Origin of the sequence: Burkholderia mycopellens (assembly GCF_964265025.1) — a bacterium.
Classification (GTDB): domain Bacteria; phylum Pseudomonadota; class Gammaproteobacteria; order Burkholderiales; family Burkholderiaceae; genus Burkholderia.
The window spans coordinates 88,229-107,389 of sequence record NZ_OZ183804.1; the positions used below are offsets into that span (position 1 = coordinate 88,229).

The following is a 19,161-nucleotide window of genomic DNA, read 5'->3' on the forward strand; positions in this document are numbered from 1 at the left end:
AGGCATACTGCCTGCAGATGACAGGTCGAACCGGCGACGTTCTCGCGACGCGCCGGTTCTTCGTTTTTTCGGCTGTCGTGCCGGCCTGCACCGGCACGTGGCGCTTCATGAGAACACTTCCATGCCTATCGCCTTTCGGTATCCGCTGATCGTCGCGCTCGCGTTGACGACCGGATATGCCGTCGCGCGCGATCGCGCGCAGTGGCCCGCGCCGGCACACGATGACGCGCCGCTCGTCGGCGTGCAGGTCAAACTGCAGTCGTTCACGGCGGACGACGCGCAACGCATCCGGCGCGCGGGTTTCGGTTTCGTGCGGATGGGCGTCTGGACCGACCGGCTGGAGCAGCCCGCCTATCGCGCGGCATTCGACGCCGCGGTCGCGACGGCGCATGCCGCGCAATTGCCGGTACTGCTGACCATTCGCGCCCTCGAACCGCTGGCGCCGCGCGATACCCCGCCCGACCGGCGCGCGGCCGCGCTCGCCGAAGCGGGCGCGAGCGTGGCCGGCACGGTGACGCAGCTTGCCGACGCGTACCGTGCGCGGCTGTTGGCGATCGAGCTGTGGAACGAACCCGATCTCGGCAAATACTGGCCGACCGGGGATGTCGACACGACATTCGCGCCGTTCATGCAGGCCGTCTGCGCGCGCTTCGGCGCGAGCCGCCCGCGCGTGCCGGTCATCGGCTTTGCGTTCTCGCGGGCGCCTTTCGCGGGGTCGGCGCCGGATCGGCTGCTGGAACCGCTGGCGCCGTCGCTGGCCGGATGCGTCGACGCGATCTCGTACCACGCCTATGGCATGACGCCCGCGCAGATTCGCGCGGCGGCGCAGGATGTGCGGGCGCGTTACGGCCTGCCGGTCGCCATCACCGAGGATGGCGCAACGTCGGCCGGCGTCGAGGGCGACCTGCGTCAGGTGCAGCGCCTGACGACGCTATTGCGGGCGTCGGGTGAGCTGGCGACGCCGCTGATCTCGATCTACGAATGGGCCGACACGCCGAGCGGCCCGGACGCCGCGCAGCGGAACTACGGGCTGGTCCGCGCGGATCGCACGGCCAAGCCGGCGCTCGACGCGGTGGAGCAGGCGCTCCGCGCCGGACAGCCGCGCGCCCGCTCAGGCCGGCCGGGCGGCGGCTGACGCGCGGGCCGTACGCAGCGGCCACAGCACCGCGACGAACAGCGCCACGCTCGACAGGTGCCGCGTGTAGCTGCCGAGATCGGGTTCGAACAGCATCGACACGGCGACATGGCCGAGCACCAGGCAGGCCAGCGCCTCGCCCCCGCGCAGCGACGCGGCGCCCGTGCCGGCCGCGGGCGCGACACGCGGCCACGCCGACGCGAGCACGAACGCGATGAAGCCCTGCATCGCGACTCCTTTCACGTCGAACGAGAACAGGATCGGCAGGTTGAGCCGCACGACCGAGTACGCGTAATTGCCGACGAAGTGCATGAACGAATCGGGCGGATACGGGTTGTAGAAGCTCGTCCGCGCGCCGAACGGCGATTCGTAGACGAGATAGTCGACCGCCATGTCGCGCGGATGCTGGAGCAAGTAGTAGACGGCATCCGGCAGCGCGATCAATGCCGCGCCGAGCAGCAGCAGCCCGACGGCCTTCAGGGGGAGGGGAACCCGGCGAAACGCCCACGCGCCGCCCGCGCACAGCACGATCAGCACGAAATAGCTGCGGATGAACGCGGCGTAGCCGGCATAGAGCACGACGGCGGCCGCCAGCGTCCGCATCGTGCCGGCGCGGCGCGCGACCCACGCCAGCAGCACGGCGATCAGCACGACGAGCGTGTCCTTGCTCGCGACGAACAGGTTGAAGAACAGGCAGGGCGCGATCAGCACGAGGTTCGCGCACAGCGAGCCCGCGCGGCGCGTCTGCCGCAGCGCGAGCCAGATGAACAGCACGCCGAGCGCGGCGACGAACACGCTCGTGCCGGCATTGCCGAGCGCCTGATAGAAGCGGCCGACCGCATCGAACGACGTGCCGTCGTAGGTTGCGCCGCCGCCGATCTGCGTCTCGATCTTGTCGGCGTCGCGGAAGATGAACTCGGGCAGCAGCGCGCGCGCGTTCGCATAGACCGCGAGATACAGCAGTGCGACGCACGCGGCGATCGCATCGACCAGCCGCCGGCTCAGTAGCGGCCCGCTCGCCATCAGCCTACGCAGCATCGGCGGCTCCCGGTTCGGCGCCCGCCGTGCGGGCCAGGCCGGACGCGACGATCCAGATGAGCGCGGCGGCGATCGCGACGCTCGCGGCGAGATGCGCGCACGCCGCGCCGAGCGCGCCGAGGCCACGGACGAAGCCGATCGACACCGGCAGGCACGCGAGCGTCAGCCCGGCCATCGCGAGCGCGACCGGGCGGCCCGCGCGCAGCGCGACGGCCGCCGCCCACAGCACGTCGGCAAGCGCGCGCAGCACGAACGACATCAGCAGGATCGCGAGGCCGGCGGCCTGCAGCGTATCGGCGGGTTCGTGCGCGAGCCGGAACAGCGGCCCGTGCAGCGCGGCGATCGCGACGGCCGCCGCGGCCGTCAGCGCGAACGACGCGCCGATCGAGCGCACGAGTTCGCGTCGAAACGCGCCGGGCGCCGCCTCGCGCGCACGCACCAGGCGCGGTGCGGCGACCGCGACGACGGTTGCCGCCGCGACGGTCTGGATCGCATTCGCGATCGACCAGACGAACACATAGCGGCCAAGTTCGGCGGCCGGCAGCACGCCGGCCGCGGCGAAGCGTTCGAGATATTGCAGGACCGACATCAGCAGCAACGCGACGAAGAACGGCAGGCCGTCCAGCCAGACACCCGCCAGGCCGCGCGACACGTGCGGCCCGGCCGGCGCCCGCGACGCCGGCAGCGCGCACGCGACCCGCGCGACGACGAGCCAGCCCGCCGCGACGACCGCGACGTCGGCGGCCAGCCAGAGCGCGAACAGCGCGTCGATCGATCCGATCGCGCCGGCCGCCAGCGCCGCGATCGCGACGCCGGCCCAGGCGCCGGTCCGCACGAACAGCAACCAGGACGCGGCCCGCGCGCGATGCAGCGAAAACAGATAGGTGTTGACCTCCAGCGCCGCGTGTTCGGCGCAGGCGATCAGCGCGACGAGCGCGAGCGGCAGGTTCGGCAGCGTCGCGACAGGCAGCATGCCGGCCGCCCAGCCGGGAACCGCGAGCGGCGCGCAGAGCACTGCATACACGATGCCGTAGAGCGCGAACAGGCGCGTCGCGGTGCGGATCGCATCGGCCGGCGCATCGCCTGACAGCCGCCGGTTCAGCTCGGTGCTGAAGCCGAGCCCGAGCACCTTCGACGCGACGACCGAGGCCGCGACGGCGAAGCCGTAGGCGGCGACGGCGTCGAAGCCGAGCGTGCGCGCGACGACGATCGTCAACGCGAACTTCATCGCGAGCGAGCCGACGCGCAGCCCGAGCCGGGACCTGAGCGCCTTCATCGGGTGGAGGGCCGGTAGACGGCGTCGTGCAGCGTCGCGACCAGGGTGTCGCGCGCCGACTGCAGGCGCGCGAGCCCGCCGCGCGTCGCGTCGCGGAAACGGTCGAGCGCGCCGGGGGCGAGCAGGGTGTGCGCGACCGCAGCCGCGTCGAAATCCGCCGCGTTCGCGACCCAGTCCGCGACGCCGAGATCGGCGTAGGCGCCGAAACCCTTGCGTTCGTAGCTCAGGTGATACGCGGGCACGCCGTGCAGGATCGATTCGAGCGCGCCGTGCAGGCGCACCGACACGACGGCGTCGGGCGTGTCGTGCGCGAGCACGTCCTTGAGCGAATGCGCCGCGTCGATGCCGAGCGAGCGGTAGTACGCGCTGTCGTCGTTGCCGCGGCCGGTGCTCTGGACTGCGAACGTCAGCCGGCACGCGGTGCACAGCCGCTCGATCAGCGCGGCGGTCGACGCGTGGTAGCGCGCGCGTTGCGCGGCGGTCCACGCGGGCGGCTTGCGCAGCACGATCGCGACATGCGCGGGCGCCGCGCCGGGCGCGGGGCGGCGCGCCGCGAACCCGGCGCGGCCGCGGCCGAATTCGAGCACCGCGAGATCCGGCGCGCGTCGCGTGTTCGCGTTGCGCGCCAGGAACGCGGCCGAGCGGTCGTCGCGCACGAACACGTCGTCGAACGACGCGAGCATCGTCCGCATGTGCGCGGCGAGCCACGACCGGCTCGCGGCGGGCCCGATGCTTTGCGGCAGATAGACGGTCGGCTTGCGCGCGGCGCGCGCCAGCCGCATCTGCAGCAGGTGGCCGGCCTCGAGCTTCAGCGCTTCGGTCGCGCTGCGCGCACGCAGGTAGCCGCCGCCGACGCCGACGATCAGGTCGACGCGACTCAGCAGGTTGCGCAGCGCGCCGAGCGACGGATTGAGCACGAGCGGCAGCGGCGCGACGCTCGCCTGCGCGAGGCGCGCCGTGCCGCGCGCCGCCAGCACGGGGGCGGAATGGACGTCGGGCAAGTGCGCAAACGATGCCGGATCGGCCGCGACGACGGAGACCCGCACGTGCGGGCCGAACGCGTCGCGCAGCAGGCCGATCGACAGGTCGACGAGCAGGCCGTCGCCGGAATTGCGCGTGCTGTACGCATGCAGCAGCGCGACATGAACGGGCTGGTTCATCGAGCGGGTTCCTCGAGCAGGTTCTGGTAGACGGCGAGCGTGCGTTCGACCATCGCGTCCGCCGAGTAATGGCGGGCGGCGAGCGCGCACTGCCGGCGCATGTCCGCGAGTCGCGCGGGAAAATCGGCGAGGCGCGCCACCGCGTCGGCGAATTCGCCGGGGCGGTCGTCGTTGCCGACGGTCAGCCCGACGTGGTAGCCGTCCACCAGTTCGGTCGCGCCCGCGACGCGGGTCGCGACGATCGGTACGTGCGCGGCGACAGCTTCGATGCAGACGTACGGAAAGCCTTCGTAACGGCTCGGCAGCGCGAACGTGTCGAACGCCGAGAAGTAGCGGCGCGCGTGGTCGATACGCCCCGCGACGCGCAGGTTCATCGGCAGGTCGTTCGCTTCGGCACCGGCGGCCCGGTTGAAGTCGCCGGAACCGATCGCGACGATCTGCAGCCGGTCGTCGTAGCGCGCGGCGAGCGTGCGTGCGATGCGCACCAGCCGGTCGACGCCTTTCTGCGCGTCGAAACGGCCGACGAAGCCGACCACGAATGCGTCGTCGGCGACGCCGAGCACGGCCCGCGCGGCGGCGCGCGGCAGCAGTGCGGGCGGCGTCACGCCGTTCGGGATCGTGCGGATGCGTTCGCGCGCGATGCCGAGCGCATGCAGGTGCTCGGCTTCGTCCCCGGAGACGGCGATCACCGCGTCGGAGCGGCGATTGCCGAGCCAGCGCTCGATGCCGCCGTAGAGGCAGCGCTTCGCGGCGGACAGCGTCGGGTTCAGCGTATAGACGGCATGCGGCGTGTAGACCTGTTTCCACGGCCCCGTGCACAGGCGCGCGAGCGCGCCGGCCTTCGAGCTGTGGCTGTGGACGACGTCCGGCTCGATCGCGTCCAGCAGCCGGTGCAGCGCGCGCGCGGCGCGGGCGTCGTGCAGGCCGACCGAGCGGCGGAACGGCAGCCGATGGAACGATGCGCAGTGGATCAGCGCGCGGGCCAGGATCGCGTCGTCGAAACGTGCGCCGAGCGGCGCGACCAGGTGGATCTCGACGTTCGCGCGCGCCTTGAGGCCGGCGATCAGGTCGACGAGGTGGACGGCGACGCCGCCGCCGGCCGCCTCGACCACCATCGCGATGCGCAGCGGCGGGCCGCTGCGGTCGGGCAGGCGAGCGGGGGCGGCGGCGGGGCCGGCGCGGTGCAGGTCGGTATCGGCGAATGTCATTTCGCCCTCCCGGTCAGGCGGCGCAGCGCGGCGCGCCAGCCGCGTCCGGACGTGTCGTCGGACTCGTTCGCATAGCGGTATTCGGTATAGCGATAACCGCCGTATTTCGTGCCGTACGCGCAACGGCCGCCGCGCGGGTCGATGCCGTTCAGGACGACCTTGGGCGCCGCGCTGCCGCGGCCCGCGAGACGCTTCGCGGTCTCGACCAGTTCGCCGGCCTTGGTGCGGCCGGCGCGCACGACCAGCAGGATCGCGTTCGCGTGCGTGCCGAGCCAGCTTGCGTCGGCGGCGGCGAGCACCGGCGGCGCGTCGATCACGACCGTGTCGTAGTGCGCGCGCCATTGCTCGAGCAGCGCGCCCAGGCTGGCCCGCTGCAGCAGCGCGGCGGGTGCGTGCGGCAAGGTGCCGGTCGCGATGAAGTCGAGATTCGGGGCGACCGCGCGGTGCACGACGCCGTCGGGCGCGGCGCGTCCCGCGAGCGCATCGGCGAAGCCGTTGTCGCGCGCGACGCCGAAGACCTGGTGCAGATGGCCCTTGCGCAGATCGCCGTCGATCAGCAGCACGCGCTTGCCGTCCGCCGCCTGCACGGCCGCGAAGTTCGCCGCGACGAACGACTTGCCGGCGCCGGGCACCGGGCCGGTGATCAGCACGACCGCATGCTCTTCGTGCGCCAGCGAGAAATGCATGGCGGTCTGCAGGCTGCGCAGGCTTTCGATCGCCGGCTCGTACGGTTCGGCGAGCGCGAGCAGCGACGGGCCGGCCTCCCGGCGCGCGATCGCGCGCGTCATCGCGCGCTGGCCGTCGGCCGACGGCACCACGGCCAGCACGGGCAGCCCCGCGTGCCGTTCGATCTCGTCGATGCCGCGCAGGCCGCCGTAGAGGAAGTCGCGCGCGAACGCGACGAGCATGCCGAGCGCGAGCCCGACCAGCGCGGCGACGCCGATCACGACCGGCCGGTTCGGTCGCACGGGATCGTCCGGCACGACGGCCGTATCGACGACGCGCACGTTGCCGGTCTTGCCGGCCTTCACCAGTTCGAGCTGCTGAATGTTGTTCAGCAGTGCCGTGTAGAGATCGGTGCCGACCTTCACGTCGAGTTGCGCGCGCACTTCGTCGCGTTGCCGTTCCGGCAGCCGCGCGATGTTCGTGTCGAGCAGGCCTTGCTGGCGCCGCAGCGTCGCGAGCTGGGCGTCGAGCGCGGCCATGTCGGGATGGGACGGCATGAAGCGCCGCGACAGCTCGTCGCGTTTCTGCTGGAGTTCGAGCACGCGCGCCTGCACGTCCACGCTCTGCTGCAGCGCGAGCTTGCCTTCCTCGGCGAGGTCGATCGAATGCCCGCTGCTGCGCAGCGTCGCATAGCGCTGCTCGGCCTGTTCGAGCTGGCGCTTGACGATCGGCAGTTGCTCCTGCAGGAACGCGAGCGAGCGGGCGGCTTCTCCCGATCGGCGTTCGACGTTCTGTTCGACATAGCGGTTCGCGAGCGCGTTGAGCGTCGCGCTGATCGCGGCCGGATCGTCGCCGCGCAGCGTCGCGACGAGCACACCGGACTGCTTGATCTTCTCCTGCACGTCGAGCGCGGTGCGCAGCGCATCGATCGTGTCGGCGCGGCCGTTGCGGATCAGGCGGAAGCGCGTGCCGGGCAGCGCGTCGAAACCGGCCACCTCGATGGACAGCGGGCCGTAGCGCGTGGCAAAGGTTTCGGCGCGGCCGATGCGCCCGATCGCGTCGTCGGCCAGATCCGGGCCGGACAGCCGGTAGTGCTGCGCGTCGATCCGCGTCAGGCTGAACGTGTCGCCTTCCGTGCGCCGCGGCACGTCGAAGCGCGCGACCTGCGCGCTTTCCTGGCCCCAGGCGTAGCCGCCGACGCCGAGCAGGCCCGGGCGCACCGCGCCATCGTTGAAACGCGACACGAAACCGCCGATCAGCGGAAAGCGCTTCGGCGTGGCGACGATGTAGCTGCGCAGGTCGTCCACGGCGCGCGTCACCACGAGCCGGGACGACAGGATCTGCGCCTCGGCCGACGCCGGCGCATTGACGTTGAAGAACGACGCGGCATCGCCGAGCAGGTTCTTCGCGGCGGTGTCGCCGCCGTCGTCGGTCTGGATCATCAGGTCGGCCTGATAGGTCGGCGGCGCGAGGAACGCGTACAGCGTGCCGATGCCGATGCCGGCGGCGGTCAGCGCGGCGATCGTCCAGCGCATGCCGCCGAGCACGTCGAGTGCGTGAATGAGGTCGAACTCGCTTTCGGCGGCGGGTTCGCGGGAAGGCGGTGCGGTCATGATGTCGTTGAGGAGGAAAGGTCGGCCGGCCGGTCGGGCCAGCGCGCGAGGATGAGCGGACGCCAGCCTTCGACGGCGGCGGCGATCAGCGATGCGCAGCGCACGAAGGTGTCGCGCGTGCCGCGATAGGGATCGGGAACGTCGAAGCCGGCGCGCGTGCCGCCGGGCGCGAGAGCGTGCTCGCCGAGGCGGAACACGCGGCCGCGCGCGAACAGGTGCCGCGATTCGAGATCGCGCTGCTGCGCGCGGTCCATCACGAGGATCAGGTCGGCCTGCCGGCACAGGTCGACCGTGACGGGGCCGGCCACATGGGCGTCGAGATCGAGCCCGAGCTCGCGTGCGACGTCGCGCGCGAGCGGATCGGCTGGATGCCCGACGCGCGCGGCCAGGCCGGCGGAGCGCACTGTCGCGTGCGGCAGCCGCGCGGCCAGCAGCGCGGCCGCGATCGGGCTGCGGCAAAGGTTGCCTTCGCACACGACGAGCAGGGACGGGCGCGCGCTCATTTGGTCGCGATCGCCGCGGCGGCGCCGGTGTTGACGCTCGGCAGCAGCAACGCGAGCACGCGGCTGAAGCGGACGAGACCGTTGCCGTCGACGTAGACGATGTCCTTGGGCTCCAGCTCGAACTCGTTCGCGAGCACCATCGCGACGGGCGAGCGCGCGTCGAGATGGAACACGGTCGGCGTGCCGCGCTTGCCGCCGCGGATCACGAACATCTGCGCGGCGTCCGCGGTGTTCGAATTGATGCTGCCGGCTTGCAGCAATGCATCGCTGAGCGTGAGGCGGCCGTTGCGCTTCGGCAGCGCGAGCAGCGGGCGATTGACTTCGCCCATCACGTAGACGCCGTTGTCGTCGCGCGCGGCGATCTTCAGCAGATCGCCGGCGCGCAGCACGATGTCGGCCGGATTGCGATGCGCACGGATCATGCCGGCGAGGTCGACGCGAACCGGCACGCCGTCGCGAACCAGCGTCACGTCGCTCTGGTCGGCCGCGGGCGTGAAGCCGCCCGCGCGGGACAGCGCGTCGGCGAGCGTCATCGGCACGTCGTTGACGGCCAGCGCGCCCGGCGTATGCACTTCGCCGTCGACGTAGACCTGCTGCGAACGGTACGACGCGACCCGCAGCGTCACCTGCGGATCGCGATACACGCGCGCGAGCGCCTGCGCGACGCGCGCCTGCGCGTCGGCGGCGGTCAGTCCGGCGACCTTCAGCTGGCCGGCATACGGAAACGTCAGGTTGCCGCGATCGTCGACGACGAACCCGGCCACCGGATCGGCCGCGCGCGGCGGCGTCTGCTGCGATCCGGGCTGCGCGGCGGCCAGCTCGGGGTGATCCCACACGGTGATCTGCAGCACGTCGCCGGGGCCGATCCGGTAGGACGACGCGCGCGCCGGAGCAGGGGCGGCGAGCGTCGCGAGCGCGGCTGATTCCACGGCGCGCTGACGCTGGATCAGCGCCGGGTCGATGGGCACGATGGGCACCGGCAGGCGCGCCGGCGGAACGTTCGCCGATTGCGACGATGCGGCTGGCGATACCGGCTCGTTCGCGGCCGCGGCGGCGGGCCCGGCATCCGATGCAGGGGGGAGCCGCAGGCTCTGGACGAATGGATGATCCATCCGCATGCCCGGCGCGAGCGCGCAGGCGGACAACAGCGCACCGGCCGCCGTCGCGAGCGCGAGGCCGCGCATGACGCGCCAGCCATGTCCGCCCCGTGTCGGGGCGTTCGAGGTTTTCATCTGCTCTTTCCTTGATGGCGGCGCCGGGGATGCGGCGGCCGCGCGCGTTCCGCCCGGGGTATCCGGGCAACGCGGGTTCAGTGGAGAGCGCGCCGCGTTCGCCGTTGAAGCGAACGGGTCTGCCGCTCAGTAAGCGTTGGGATGCACGATCCCTTTCAGGACGGTCGCGCCGATGATTCGCAGATCGAGCGAGAACGACCAGTTGCGCAGGTAGTACAGGTCGTATTCGATGCGCGACTGCATGCGTTCGACGTGTTCGGTCGCGCCGCGCAGCCCGTTGACCTGCGCCCATCCCGTGATGCCGGGCTTGATCCGGTAGCGGTGGATGTAGCCGTCGACGAGCGTGCGGTACTGCGCGTCGTGTTCCACCGCGTGTGGGCGCGGGCCGACCACCGACATGTCGCCGAGCAGCACGTTGATGAACTGCGGCAGCTCGTCGAGGCTGGTACGCCGCAACAGCGCGCCGACGGCCGTGACGCGCGGATCGTTGCGCGTCGCCTGCGCCACCGTGCCGTCTCGCTCGACGTGCAGTTTCATCGTGCGGAACTTGTAGATGTCGAAGGTTTCGCCATCGGCGCCGCGGCGTTTCTGCGTGAAGAACACCGGCCCCGGCGACGACAGCTTCACCGCGACGCCGATCGCGAGTAGCAGCGGCATCAGCGCGATCAGTGCCGCGGCCGCGAACACGCGATCGAATACGGCCTTCGCCATCCGTGCCCGCAGCGACAGGGGCGAAACCGCCAGCGAGATCGCGGGTTCGCCGAGTATTTCGTCGACCTGACTGCCGAACAGCGCAAGCTGGCTCACGTCGGGCAGCAGGCGCATGTCGACGAAGTCGTGACGGAATTCGTCGATGACGCTGACGATCGTGTGCTCGTCGCTCAACGGCAGCGCGATCCAGATCTCGCTCGCACGCTGTTGCCGCACCTGCCGGGAAAACGCGGCGAGGTCGTGCAGAACGGGCAACGCGCCGTCGATCGGCGTGTCGTGGGCCGACGTCTGGCAGATCGCGACGAGCCGGAACGGCGAGGACGCGCCGCCGATCCCGGCGGCCAGCCGCGCGATGCGCTCGCCGGTTCCCACGATCGCGATCGCCCGGTGGCGCCGCGGCGCGCGCAGGCGGCGGCATCGCCACAGAAAGAGGCCGATGCGAAACGTCACCAGCGCGATCGCCACGCCGAACGTCCATCGTATGAACCACGCAACCGATGCGAGGCTGACCGCGGACAGCGCGATCATCATCGCGAACACGCTGCCTTGCGCGACGAGCCACAGTGCGAGCGTGCGCAGCAGGTAGCGTGTCGCACGTACGCCGGCGTCGTTCAGGGTCCGATCGGAGAGACTCAGCAGGAACGTCGCGAACAGCGCGCTCGATGCGACGAGCAGCGTTTCCGTACGGAGCGCCGCGAGCGACCACATCGACTCGCCGAGCATCGTCATCGCGATCGTGACGATCATGCCGATATCGATCAGGAATACGATCAATTCACGATGTCGAATCGGGTTTTTCTGCATTTCATGTTGCCTCGAAACACGACGGCGCAGCACATGCGGATTGCGCTCGCATGCGGATTTCGAGGCCGCCTCGGGTATCTGATTCCTGTTGTCTTGATCCGCAAGGCGCGATGCAATGCACGGCGGATCGTTTGATTCATTCTATTGAGCGCGATCGCGTTGAACCATCGGGCAACGGGAGGTTCGGTGGTGTTTGAATGTCGGACCAGTCCGGTTCTGTCGTCCGCATGCCTTGCCGTGCTCGCGGACTTCGCGTGATGACCGAACGGCAAACGGGCGGCCAGCGCGCGGGACGCTGCGCGGCGATTTCCACGCGCGAATTCGGACCAGGATGATTTACGTCGCGGCGCGGGCGATCGACAATCCCCCGTCGCCGCGCCCGTTCGTGCTCGTTCGGCTGCGCGGCCGCCTTGTCTACCTCTCGATGACGGAGCATCGACCCGATGTCGCTTGACCGCCTGTTACCTGAAATCCTGTTCGGCTTTACCGGCCTGGTGGGGATCATCAACCCGATCGGCATGGCGTTCGTGTTTCTCGAACGCACGCAGTCGATCACCGATGCCGAGCGCGCGCTGCTCGCCAAGAAAGTCGCGACGAACATCTTCTTCACGCTGCTGGTGATCTTCTTCGCGGGCGCACCCGTATTGAACTTCTTCGGGATCTCGATGGAAGCGCTGCGGATCGGCGGCGGCTTCGCGGTGGCTGTCGCGGGGTGGCACATGCTGAACGCGCCCGACGTGCCGGGTGGCGATGCGGCCGGCCCGAGCGGCGACCTGAACAGCCTGATGGCACGCGCGTTCTTTCCGCTTGCCGTGCCGCTGACGATCGGCCCCGGTTCGATCGCGGCGGGCATTGCGTTGCATGCGAACCGCGCGCATAACGTCGGCGACTATCTGGTTTCCGGCGTCGTATCGCTCGCCGTGGCTGCGCTCGTGTCGCTCGTGATCTGGCAGGTGTATAGCCGGGCGACCACGCTTGCGCATTATCTCGGTGCGGAGGGCACCAAGGTCGCGATGCGCGTGTCGGCGTTCCTGCTGCTGTGCGTCGGCGTGCAGATCATGCTGACGGGCCTGTCGGAGTTCCTGTTGCCGCTGGCGGGGCAGGGGCGCTAGCCGTCGAGCGCCGGTGCATGCGCCGGCGCGCATGATCGGGACAGGCCGATGGACTCAGTGCAGTCCACGCGAGCCTGCGAGGGGCGGGCCGGCGTGGTGCCTGCCCGCTATCTCGTCATCCCGCGATCTTCTCTTTTTGTGCCGCCTTCCCGGGCGGCCGTTTTTTTCTGACGCAAAGTCAATCAGGTCCAATGAAAGACGGGCTGGCTATCGCCTGGTTGATCGCGCGGCCGCTCACACGCGATCGATCCTGAAGTATGCGGCCGCATAGGCCGCGTCGCAGGTCCACAGCGCTTCGCCGTCGCGATGAAAAATCGCCACGCCGCGCTCGATCGTCAACCGCGCATTCGGATACACGGCGGCATGGCCGTTGAGCGCGGCGGCGAGATCGTTGCGTTCCTTGCAGGTTGCCCGGTATTCGCCGTCCGGCAACGGTGCGCGAACGGGTGTCATGGTCGTCGCCGCCTGAACGGCGGCAAGATCCGGGGGCGGGCGCTCGATGCTCGCATCTGGCAGCGTTTCTTTAGAGTGTGCAGCACGACCAGCATCTGAGTCGTGACGTGGCCGCGCCCACCGGCCACCATCGAACGCCCGCTCCGGGGCCTCGTACTGTCGACGGCCGACACGGATGCGTCACGCGCACCCGGGCCGGCCGTCGACGCACGCCGACACGGCTTCAACGCCGCTGGGGCAGCGGCCGGCAATGCGTGCTCAACGGCTCCACGCAAAATAATAAGAACCTGCGACCGTCAGCACCGCGCCGATCAGCGCCGCATACGGCGCGAGATGCAGCCACATGCTTCGCTTGGGCACGTCGAACTCCATGTCGTGCTGCATCTGGGCGGGGAAGCGGCCGCGGTCCTGCCAGTAGTGGCGGTAGACGAATACCGGCACGATCAGCAGCATCGCGATCAGCCCGTTGCGCAGCGTGCCTTCGCCTTGCAGATCGGCGCCCGCGCCCGCATACACGAGGTTCGCATAGCCGCAGACGGCGCCCGCGACGAGCAGCCAGGTCGGGCAGCGGAACGGACGATCCCAGTTGCCTCGATCCATCCGGTGGATCCAGCCCGACTGCAAATTCAGGAACACGAACAACATGTAGCAGACGTTCGAGATCGACAGCACCGTCATGTAGTCCGACATCATCAGCAGCACGAGGTTGAAGCCGAGATCGGTCCACATCGCGCGTGTCGGTGCGCCGTGTTCGTTCACGTGCGACAGGTATTTCGGTAGCCAGCCGTCGACCGACGCCTGGTACAGCGTGCGCGACGAGCCCATCATCGACGTCATCACGACCAGCAGGATCGACAGCATCAGCATCACGACGACCGCGTTCGCCACCCACGCGCCGCCGCCGACGATCTTCGCCATGGCCGCGGCGACGCCCGTGCCGTCGCGAATCGCGGGATCGAGCATCGCCTGCGTGCCGAGCGCGCCCTGGAATGCCATCGGCACGAGTGTCATCACGACGAGGCACAGCGCACCCGACCAGAAGATCGCCTTGGCCGTGTCGCGGCGCGGGTCGCGGAATTCGCGCGTGTAGCACACGGCCGTCTCGAAGCCGTACGCCGCCCAGCCGGCCATGAACATTGCGCCGAGCGCCATCGTCGCGCCTTGTCCGTTCCACGCACCGAATGTCGCGGCGGTGAGATGCCCTTGCGCGTCGCGGCCGAGCGGCAGCAGCGGCAGCAGGTTCGACATCGGCACGTCGCCGGTGACGAACGGCACGATGCCGACGATCAAGAGCGGCGTGAGCGACGCGATACCGAGAATGCGCTGCGTCTTCGCGGCCTTCGACGCGCCGCTGTGCTGAAGCTTGAACGTGATCAGCAACAGGATCGCCGCGATGATGAAGATCGCGTTGATTCGCAACGACAGGCCGGGCTTGATGAAGCTCAGGTCGGCCAGCTTGAGCTGCCAGGTCAGCACGGCCGCGTCAGCCGGGAACAGGCTCGTGAGCGCGTAACTCGCCGCGAGCCCGCAGCCGAGCGCGAGCATCGGCGACCACGCGAGCCAGTTGCACCACACGGACACCGGCGCGATCAGCTTGCTGTAACGGACCCAGCCGATCGCGCCGTACACGGACGCGCCGCCGGATTTGTGCGGAAACAGGCTGGAGATTTCCGCGTAGGTCGCGCTCTGGATCAGGCCCATCGTGATCGCGGCGATCCAGATCGCCCATGCGGGGTGGCCGATCGTCGCGGACACGCCGCCGATCGTGAACAGCACGCCGGCGGGCACGCCGCTCGTGACCCAGAACGCATCTTTCCAGCTCAGGCCGCGCTGCAGCGTGTGGCCGCCGGCATCGTGTCGCGCGTTGTCGGCGATATTGGCGGCATGGCGGGTTGGCGATCCTGCATCGTTCATGTGCTTTTCCTGTGTGGTCGATTTCCCGGCCGGCGGCACCGGCTAGCGGATCGGGCAGGGTGGAAGCATTGTCGAATGGTGGGGTGGCCGAAATGAATCGGCCCAGTCTGAAAATGGGCGGGTGCTCGGACCGGTCCGATTGCGTCACGGCCAGTTGCTCCGCGACAATGCGGCGGGTCGAGCGTTGGGTGATTGTCGTTCGATTCTCCGTATCCGAAGCGAGGCTTCGTTCGATGCGCCGCCCGTTGGGGCGGCGTTTTTTTTTGCGGACCGCGTGCGTCAGTTCGGTCGATATTTCAGCAGCGGGCGCCCGTTCAGCGGCTGCGTGGCGCGTGCGTTGTGCGAGTAGTGCTGCGTGAACGCGGCGATGTCGGCCGGCGACAGTTCCACCGGGTCCTGCAGCACATACCATTCGACGTTCTCGGTGAGCGGCGGTGTCGTCAGCGAGCCGAGGTAGTGGTAATAGCTGTCGAGATCGTCCGGCATCAGCCGTGCCGCATTGAACGATGCGAGCGGCGACGCAACGTCGCGCCGCGCCGCGCGCACGATCGACGCGAACTGCGCGTTTTCCGCGCCGGCGCGGTACAGCACGGCCACGACGGCCAGCCGGCCGTCCTGCGCACGGAACACGAAGTGGCCTTCGAGCGGATAACGCCGGCCGTCGATCGTGTGCTCGGCCGGTGCGTGGAAATGCGCCTGAAGCAAACTGAAGTGACGGCCTCGGATGATCGCGGCGCTTGCCTTCGGTACGACCTGGACGGTGTGTCCGTTGTCCACGACGGTCGCGCCGCCGCGCGCGACCTGTACGACGATCGCGTCGTTCACGCCGGGCAAGCGTTCCGCCTGCACGACGGCGCCTGATCGAATGTCGATCGGCGATTGCGAATCGCCCGACTCGATCTGCCACGCCTGATGATGGGCGTAATCGAAGTCGTGCTGATCTTGCGCCGGGACGGCGGCGACAGCATGCACGCCGCTTGCGACGGCGACGGTGGCGGCAAACAGCGGCAGCGCCGCTCGCCGGATGGCCGTGACGACCTGCGTCAGGTTGATGCGATGACTCAAACTGGATCCTCGCGACGGGAAGATGAAAAGTAGTCGCTCGCGGCGGCGCGGGATGCATGCCCGACCGGGAGCCATTTCATTATTCGTATGGGCCCGATGCGTTCCAATCAGACCGGTCTGATTCAGGGGGGACGTCGTGCGCTGTCCATCCGGAACCCGTCACGGGAACGCGCCGAGCCAGGCCGCGCCGCGGTTCTCATCGAGGTGAGACGAAACCCGCCCGATGTAGGACCAGGCTGATTGTGTCGTCGGCGGCGTCTGCCGACAATGTGTCGGTCGAACGGTTGCATGGTGATTCGTTCGACACCTCGTATCCGAAGCTTGTCTTCGTTCCGAACGCCGCCCGATGCGGGCGGCGTCTTTTTTCCGCGCTCGATGCGCGGCAAGGAACGTGGCGCCCGGCCGAGCGACAGGAAAGAGTGCCTTGCGGCGGCCGGTGGGCACGGTCGCGGCCGATCGAGTGGACCGAGCGGCCAACGTAACAACGCTGCCGTATGCGAGCGCAGGGCACTCTTTCCTGTTGGCGGCCGCCAACGGGTTCCGCACGCGGCGTATTGCCGTCGCCGGTCACGGCAACGGGGATGCGGCGCGGCAGTTCGCCCCGCGTCATGTGCGATTCCGATCCACCCCGAGCGGTGCATCACCGACGAAGCATCGCGATCGAGCGGTGCTCGCCGGCGCCATGTCGTTTTCATCGTTTAGACGCGCAGCCTTCGTGCGCGGTCAATCATCAAGGACTCCATCATGAAGACTCGTATTCAAGCCATTCCCGCCGTGATCGCACTCGTCTGCGCCACCGGCATGACGAGCGTCGTTGCGGCCGAGGCCGGCGCGGCCCCGCTGCCGTCCGGCGTCGTCGCCGTCGTGAACAACACGCCGATCGTGCAGAGCGACGTGGACACGATCGTCAAGGCCTCCGGGCAAGCGGATACGCCGGCACTGCGCGACGCGGTGAAGCGCGACCTGATCGTGCGCCAACTGGTCGAGCAGGCCGCCGACAAGGCGAACTACGGCAGCCGCCCCGAAGTGCAGGGCATCGTGTCGCGTGCGCGTGCCAACGCGGCGGCCGAGCTGTACCTGCGCGACGCGCTGGGCGCGCAGCCGGTGACCGATGCGCAGGTGAAGGCGCGTTACGACTATATCGTCGCGAATGCGGCGCAGTTCGAATACCGTGCGGAAGTGCTGGCCGTGGCCGATGCCGCGAAGGCGAATGCGGCGGCCGCCGAGCTGAAGCAGGGCGCGGCCTTCGACACGGTCGCGAAGAAGTACAACACGACCGCCAACGGCGGCGTGGCCGAGTGGAGCGAGCTGAAGACGCCGCTGGCCGAGGGCCGTACGGGCGGGCTGCCGATGCCGCTCGCGCAGGCGATGACGTCGCTGAAGCCGGGCGCCGTGTCCGGCCCGATCCGGATCGGCAACGCGTACGCGTTCGTGAAGCTCGACGACAAGCGCCCGGTGGTCGTGCCGAGCTTCGACAAGGCCAAGGGCGTGCTGCGACAGCAACTGGAGCAGCAGGCCCGGCAAAGCGCGATGACCGCGCTGGTCGACAAGCTGGCCGCGCAGGCGACGATTCAGCAGTAACAGGTGTCGACGGAAAGAGGCTCGGCGGGCTCATGGCCCGCCGAGTTTTTTTATCGATACAACCAGGGAGCTAGTGTTTTTGCCAAAGCTGGCGACCAGAAGAGACGGGTTCATACACGCTAATCGCAGCGACGCCCCCACTGCGGCCTCTGCTCAAGACCCGCCCCCCATCGCAGCCCCCTCAAAAAATCACTCTGTCAGCACTGCCTGTGCCGCTTCGACATGAATCATGAAGGTCACGGGCGGCGCGTCGTGCGTCATGTCGAGTGCGAGTTCGACGATCGCGGGCGTCGGCGCGCTGCAATCGATCGACGCGAGCGTCAGCCGATCGACCCACGCGCAGTGCGCGATTTCCTGCGACGGACGGGCCGTCGCGTGTGCGTCGGGATCCGCCAGGAACACGTGATGCAACTTGTGCTTGCCGGCCGCGCGAAACAGGTAGCGCAGGTTCAGGCAGGCGAGCCCGGTTTCTTCCGCGAGTTCGCGGCGTGCTGCATCGCTCAGCGATTCGCCGGGTTTGGGGCGGCCGCCGGGTAGCGTCCAGCGGGCGTGCGATCGGGCGACCAGCAGAATCCGGTCGCCGCGTCGGCACAGGACGGTGGCGCGTGCTTTCATGATGATGTCGTCCGGTTGCGTGCGGCGAACGCCGCGGTGTGAAGAAGCGCCGGCTCCGGAAAGTGGCGTCGGGACGCAGCGGTGTGCGTCGCATCGATCGACCGGCGAGGCGGCCCCGGTCATCCGGCAGCGCTATTGTCCGGAATGGTGTTTCGCCGGGAAATCAGACTGGCCTGATTCTTGGGGCGACGATCGATCGAATGCGCCGTGTGCTTACCCAGCCACCGTCTCCGGCGTCAGCAGCGCGGCGAGTTCCCGTGCCTGCGGCATCCGCGCGATCGTGTCCAGTGCCGCCGCTTCGAGCCTGCGACGCTGTTCGGCGTGATGCACCAGCTCGACGCAGGCATCGACCAGCGCGTCATACGGCGCCGCGCGGAACCCGCCCGCATAGTCGGCGTCGACCGCCGTCGTCGGCGACACTTCGCCGACGATCGCCTTGCCGTTGGTCATCAGGTAGAACACGCGCACGATCTCGAAGATGTGCGACACATAGTGATGCAGGTTCAGCACGACTTTCGCGCGCGCGATCAGCGCGTCGCGCGCTTCGCCATACACGCCATACACGGCGCATACTTTCAGCCCGCGCGCGGCCAGCGCATCGAGTACGGCCTGGCGTCGCGGCCCGATCGAACCATAGAAAAGCACGTCGATGTCTTGCGCGACGTTCGTCGGAATGCGGCGCAGCGCCGGATGAAAACCGAGTTTCAGATGGCGCGTATCGCGTATGCCGACGCTGTGGAGCTTCGCGAGATTGCGCTCGCTGTAGTCCCAGGTTTCGAAGCGCGAGGTCCAGAAGTAGATCCGCTCGTTCCAGTCGCGCTCGTCCACGTGAATCTGCTCCGTGTTGACGACGATCGTATCGGCCGGCACGTGTTCGATCGAGTGCGGCTCCGCATGATGGCAGCCGATCATGATGTTGCGCGCGCCGGGCATCAGGACGTTGTCGTTCATGTGGACGGCGTGGCCGAGATCGTGCAGCCCGTACGCAATGACTTCCGCGAGTTCGTCGAACGCCGCCGTGTGCGGGTTGTCCGGTGGCCGGACGACGCAGATGTTGTAGTGCATGCCGCGCTCC

The 19,161-nt window shown here is 69.1% G+C and carries 16 protein-coding genes; 3 read left to right on the plus strand and 13 right to left on the minus strand.

The features are described from left to right. The first annotated feature begins 121 nt into the window (after positions 1-121). Positions 122-1,135, plus strand: coding sequence for a beta-xylosidase (locus tag ACPTTC_RS34410; protein ID WP_423395825.1), 1,014 nt, complete (start codon positions 122-124; stop codon positions 1,133-1,135). On the opposite strand, the gene ACPTTC_RS34415 is transcribed toward ACPTTC_RS34410, so the two are convergent. The 8 genes from ACPTTC_RS34415 to ACPTTC_RS34450 all read right to left on the minus strand — a co-directional run bounded on the left by ACPTTC_RS34415 (position 1,112) and on the right by ACPTTC_RS34450 (position 11,346). After that, positions 1,112-2,173 (minus strand): hypothetical protein, encoded by a 1,062-nt coding sequence (locus tag ACPTTC_RS34415; RefSeq protein ID WP_423395826.1) that lies wholly within the window; start codon positions 2,171-2,173, stop codon positions 1,112-1,114. The genes ACPTTC_RS34410 and ACPTTC_RS34415 overlap by 24 nt on opposite strands. Next, the gene (locus ACPTTC_RS34420) at positions 2,163-3,449 is read right to left on the minus strand and encodes a polysaccharide biosynthesis protein (RefSeq protein ID WP_423395827.1); all 1,287 of its coding nucleotides are present in this window, start codon (positions 3,447-3,449) and stop codon (positions 2,163-2,165) included. The genes ACPTTC_RS34415 and ACPTTC_RS34420 overlap by 11 nt, the downstream gene beginning before the upstream one ends. After that, positions 3,446-4,609 (minus strand): polysaccharide pyruvyl transferase family protein, encoded by a 1,164-nt coding sequence (locus ACPTTC_RS34425; RefSeq protein ID WP_423395828.1) that lies wholly within the window; start codon positions 4,607-4,609, stop codon positions 3,446-3,448. Before ACPTTC_RS34425 ends, ACPTTC_RS34420 begins: the two co-directional genes overlap by 4 nt. Further along, positions 4,606-5,817, minus strand: a complete 1,212-nt coding sequence (locus ACPTTC_RS34430; RefSeq protein ID WP_423395829.1) for a glycosyltransferase family 4 protein — start codon at positions 5,815-5,817, stop codon at positions 4,606-4,608. Before ACPTTC_RS34430 ends, ACPTTC_RS34425 begins: the two co-directional genes overlap by 4 nt. After that, complete coding sequence (locus ACPTTC_RS34435; protein WP_423395830.1) at positions 5,814-8,096, minus strand: polysaccharide biosynthesis tyrosine autokinase; 2,283 nt, start codon at positions 8,094-8,096, stop codon at positions 5,814-5,816. The genes ACPTTC_RS34430 and ACPTTC_RS34435 overlap by 4 nt, the downstream gene beginning before the upstream one ends. Then, positions 8,093-8,599, minus strand: coding sequence for a low molecular weight protein-tyrosine-phosphatase (locus tag ACPTTC_RS34440; protein ID WP_423395831.1), 507 nt, complete (start codon positions 8,597-8,599; stop codon positions 8,093-8,095). The genes ACPTTC_RS34435 and ACPTTC_RS34440 overlap by 4 nt, the downstream gene beginning before the upstream one ends. Further along, positions 8,596-9,831 (minus strand): polysaccharide biosynthesis/export family protein, encoded by a 1,236-nt coding sequence (locus ACPTTC_RS34445; protein WP_423395832.1) that lies wholly within the window; start codon positions 9,829-9,831, stop codon positions 8,596-8,598. Before ACPTTC_RS34445 ends, ACPTTC_RS34440 begins: the two co-directional genes overlap by 4 nt. 126 nt (positions 9,832-9,957) lie before the next feature. Beyond that, positions 9,958-11,346 carry an undecaprenyl-phosphate glucose phosphotransferase gene (locus ACPTTC_RS34450; protein ID WP_423395833.1) on the minus strand — a complete coding sequence of 463 codons (1,389 nt, stop codon included), beginning with the start codon at positions 11,344-11,346 and terminating at the stop codon, positions 9,958-9,960. A 443-nt stretch (positions 11,347-11,789) separates the two neighbouring features. Here ACPTTC_RS34450 and ACPTTC_RS34455 point away from each other — a divergent pair, with 443 nt between their 5' ends. Further along, the gene (locus tag ACPTTC_RS34455) at positions 11,790-12,458 is read left to right on the plus strand and encodes a MarC family protein (RefSeq protein WP_423395834.1); all 669 of its coding nucleotides are present in this window, start codon (positions 11,790-11,792) and stop codon (positions 12,456-12,458) included. Positions 12,459-12,692: 234 nt separating this feature from the next. Here the strand turns inward: ACPTTC_RS34455 and ACPTTC_RS34460 are convergent, their stop codons facing one another. The 3 genes from ACPTTC_RS34460 to ACPTTC_RS34470 all read right to left on the minus strand — a co-directional run bounded on the left by ACPTTC_RS34460 (position 12,693) and on the right by ACPTTC_RS34470 (position 15,890). Continuing rightward, complete coding sequence (locus tag ACPTTC_RS34460) at positions 12,693-12,911, minus strand: hypothetical protein (RefSeq protein WP_423395835.1); 219 nt, start codon at positions 12,909-12,911, stop codon at positions 12,693-12,695. 258 nt (positions 12,912-13,169) lie between these two features. Further along, entirely contained in the window at positions 13,170-14,825 is a 1,656-nt protein-coding gene (locus ACPTTC_RS34465) for an APC family permease (protein ID WP_423395836.1), read from the minus strand. Between the two features lie 279 nt (positions 14,826-15,104). Further along, positions 15,105-15,890 (minus strand): carbonic anhydrase, encoded by a 786-nt coding sequence (locus ACPTTC_RS34470; protein WP_423395837.1) that lies wholly within the window; start codon positions 15,888-15,890, stop codon positions 15,105-15,107. 744 nt (positions 15,891-16,634) lie between these two features. Here ACPTTC_RS34470 and ACPTTC_RS34475 point away from each other — a divergent pair. Continuing rightward, on the plus strand, positions 16,635-17,471 hold the full coding sequence (locus ACPTTC_RS34475) for a peptidyl-prolyl cis-trans isomerase (RefSeq protein ID WP_423395838.1): 837 nt from the start codon (positions 16,635-16,637) through the stop codon (positions 17,469-17,471). Between the two features lie 189 nt (positions 17,472-17,660). On the opposite strand, the gene ACPTTC_RS34480 is transcribed toward ACPTTC_RS34475, so the two are convergent. Together ACPTTC_RS34480 and ACPTTC_RS34485 are read right to left on the minus strand one after the other, a co-directional pair. Next, positions 17,661-18,086: an NUDIX hydrolase gene (locus ACPTTC_RS34480; protein WP_423395839.1), complete on the minus strand. Its 426-nt coding sequence runs from the start codon at positions 18,084-18,086 to the stop codon at positions 17,661-17,663. Positions 18,087-18,299: 213 nt separating this feature from the next. Next, positions 18,300-19,151: a hypothetical protein gene (locus ACPTTC_RS34485; protein ID WP_423395840.1), complete on the minus strand. Its 852-nt coding sequence runs from the start codon at positions 19,149-19,151 to the stop codon at positions 18,300-18,302. Positions 19,152-19,161 lie beyond the last annotated feature (10 nt).

What these genes read in the sequence shown, in the direction of transcription:
- ACPTTC_RS34410 (WP_423395825.1), top strand. Translation starts at nt 122, where the DNA reads ATGCCTATCGCCTTTCGGTATCCGCTGATCGTCGCGCTCGCGTTGACG.
- ACPTTC_RS34415 (WP_423395826.1), bottom strand. Translation starts at nt 2,173, where the DNA reads ATGCTGCGTAGGCTGATGGCGAGCGGGCCGCTACTGAGCCGGCGGCTG.
- ACPTTC_RS34420 (WP_423395827.1), bottom strand. Translation starts at nt 3,449, where the DNA reads ATGAAGGCGCTCAGGTCCCGGCTCGGGCTGCGCGTCGGCTCGCTCGCG.
- ACPTTC_RS34425 (WP_423395828.1), bottom strand. Translation starts at nt 4,609, where the DNA reads ATGAACCAGCCCGTTCATGTCGCGCTGCTGCATGCGTACAGCACGCGC.
- ACPTTC_RS34430 (WP_423395829.1), bottom strand. Translation starts at nt 5,817, where the DNA reads ATGACATTCGCCGATACCGACCTGCACCGCGCCGGCCCCGCCGCCGCC.
- ACPTTC_RS34435 (WP_423395830.1), bottom strand. Translation starts at nt 8,096, where the DNA reads ATGACCGCACCGCCTTCCCGCGAACCCGCCGCCGAAAGCGAGTTCGAC.
- ACPTTC_RS34440 (WP_423395831.1), bottom strand. Translation starts at nt 8,599, where the DNA reads ATGAGCGCGCGCCCGTCCCTGCTCGTCGTGTGCGAAGGCAACCTTTGC.
- ACPTTC_RS34445 (WP_423395832.1), bottom strand. Translation starts at nt 9,831, where the DNA reads ATGAAAACCTCGAACGCCCCGACACGGGGCGGACATGGCTGGCGCGTC.
- ACPTTC_RS34450 (WP_423395833.1), bottom strand. Translation starts at nt 11,346, where the DNA reads ATGCAGAAAAACCCGATTCGACATCGTGAATTGATCGTATTCCTGATC.
- ACPTTC_RS34455 (WP_423395834.1), top strand. Translation starts at nt 11,790, where the DNA reads ATGTCGCTTGACCGCCTGTTACCTGAAATCCTGTTCGGCTTTACCGGC.
- ACPTTC_RS34460 (WP_423395835.1), bottom strand. Translation starts at nt 12,911, where the DNA reads ATGACACCCGTTCGCGCACCGTTGCCGGACGGCGAATACCGGGCAACC.
- ACPTTC_RS34465 (WP_423395836.1), bottom strand. Translation starts at nt 14,825, where the DNA reads ATGAACGATGCAGGATCGCCAACCCGCCATGCCGCCAATATCGCCGAC.
- ACPTTC_RS34475 (WP_423395838.1), top strand. Translation starts at nt 16,635, where the DNA reads ATGAAGACTCGTATTCAAGCCATTCCCGCCGTGATCGCACTCGTCTGC.
- ACPTTC_RS34480 (WP_423395839.1), bottom strand. Translation starts at nt 18,086, where the DNA reads ATGAAAGCACGCGCCACCGTCCTGTGCCGACGCGGCGACCGGATTCTG.
- ACPTTC_RS34485 (WP_423395840.1), bottom strand. Translation starts at nt 19,151, where the DNA reads ATGCACTACAACATCTGCGTCGTCCGGCCACCGGACAACCCGCACACG.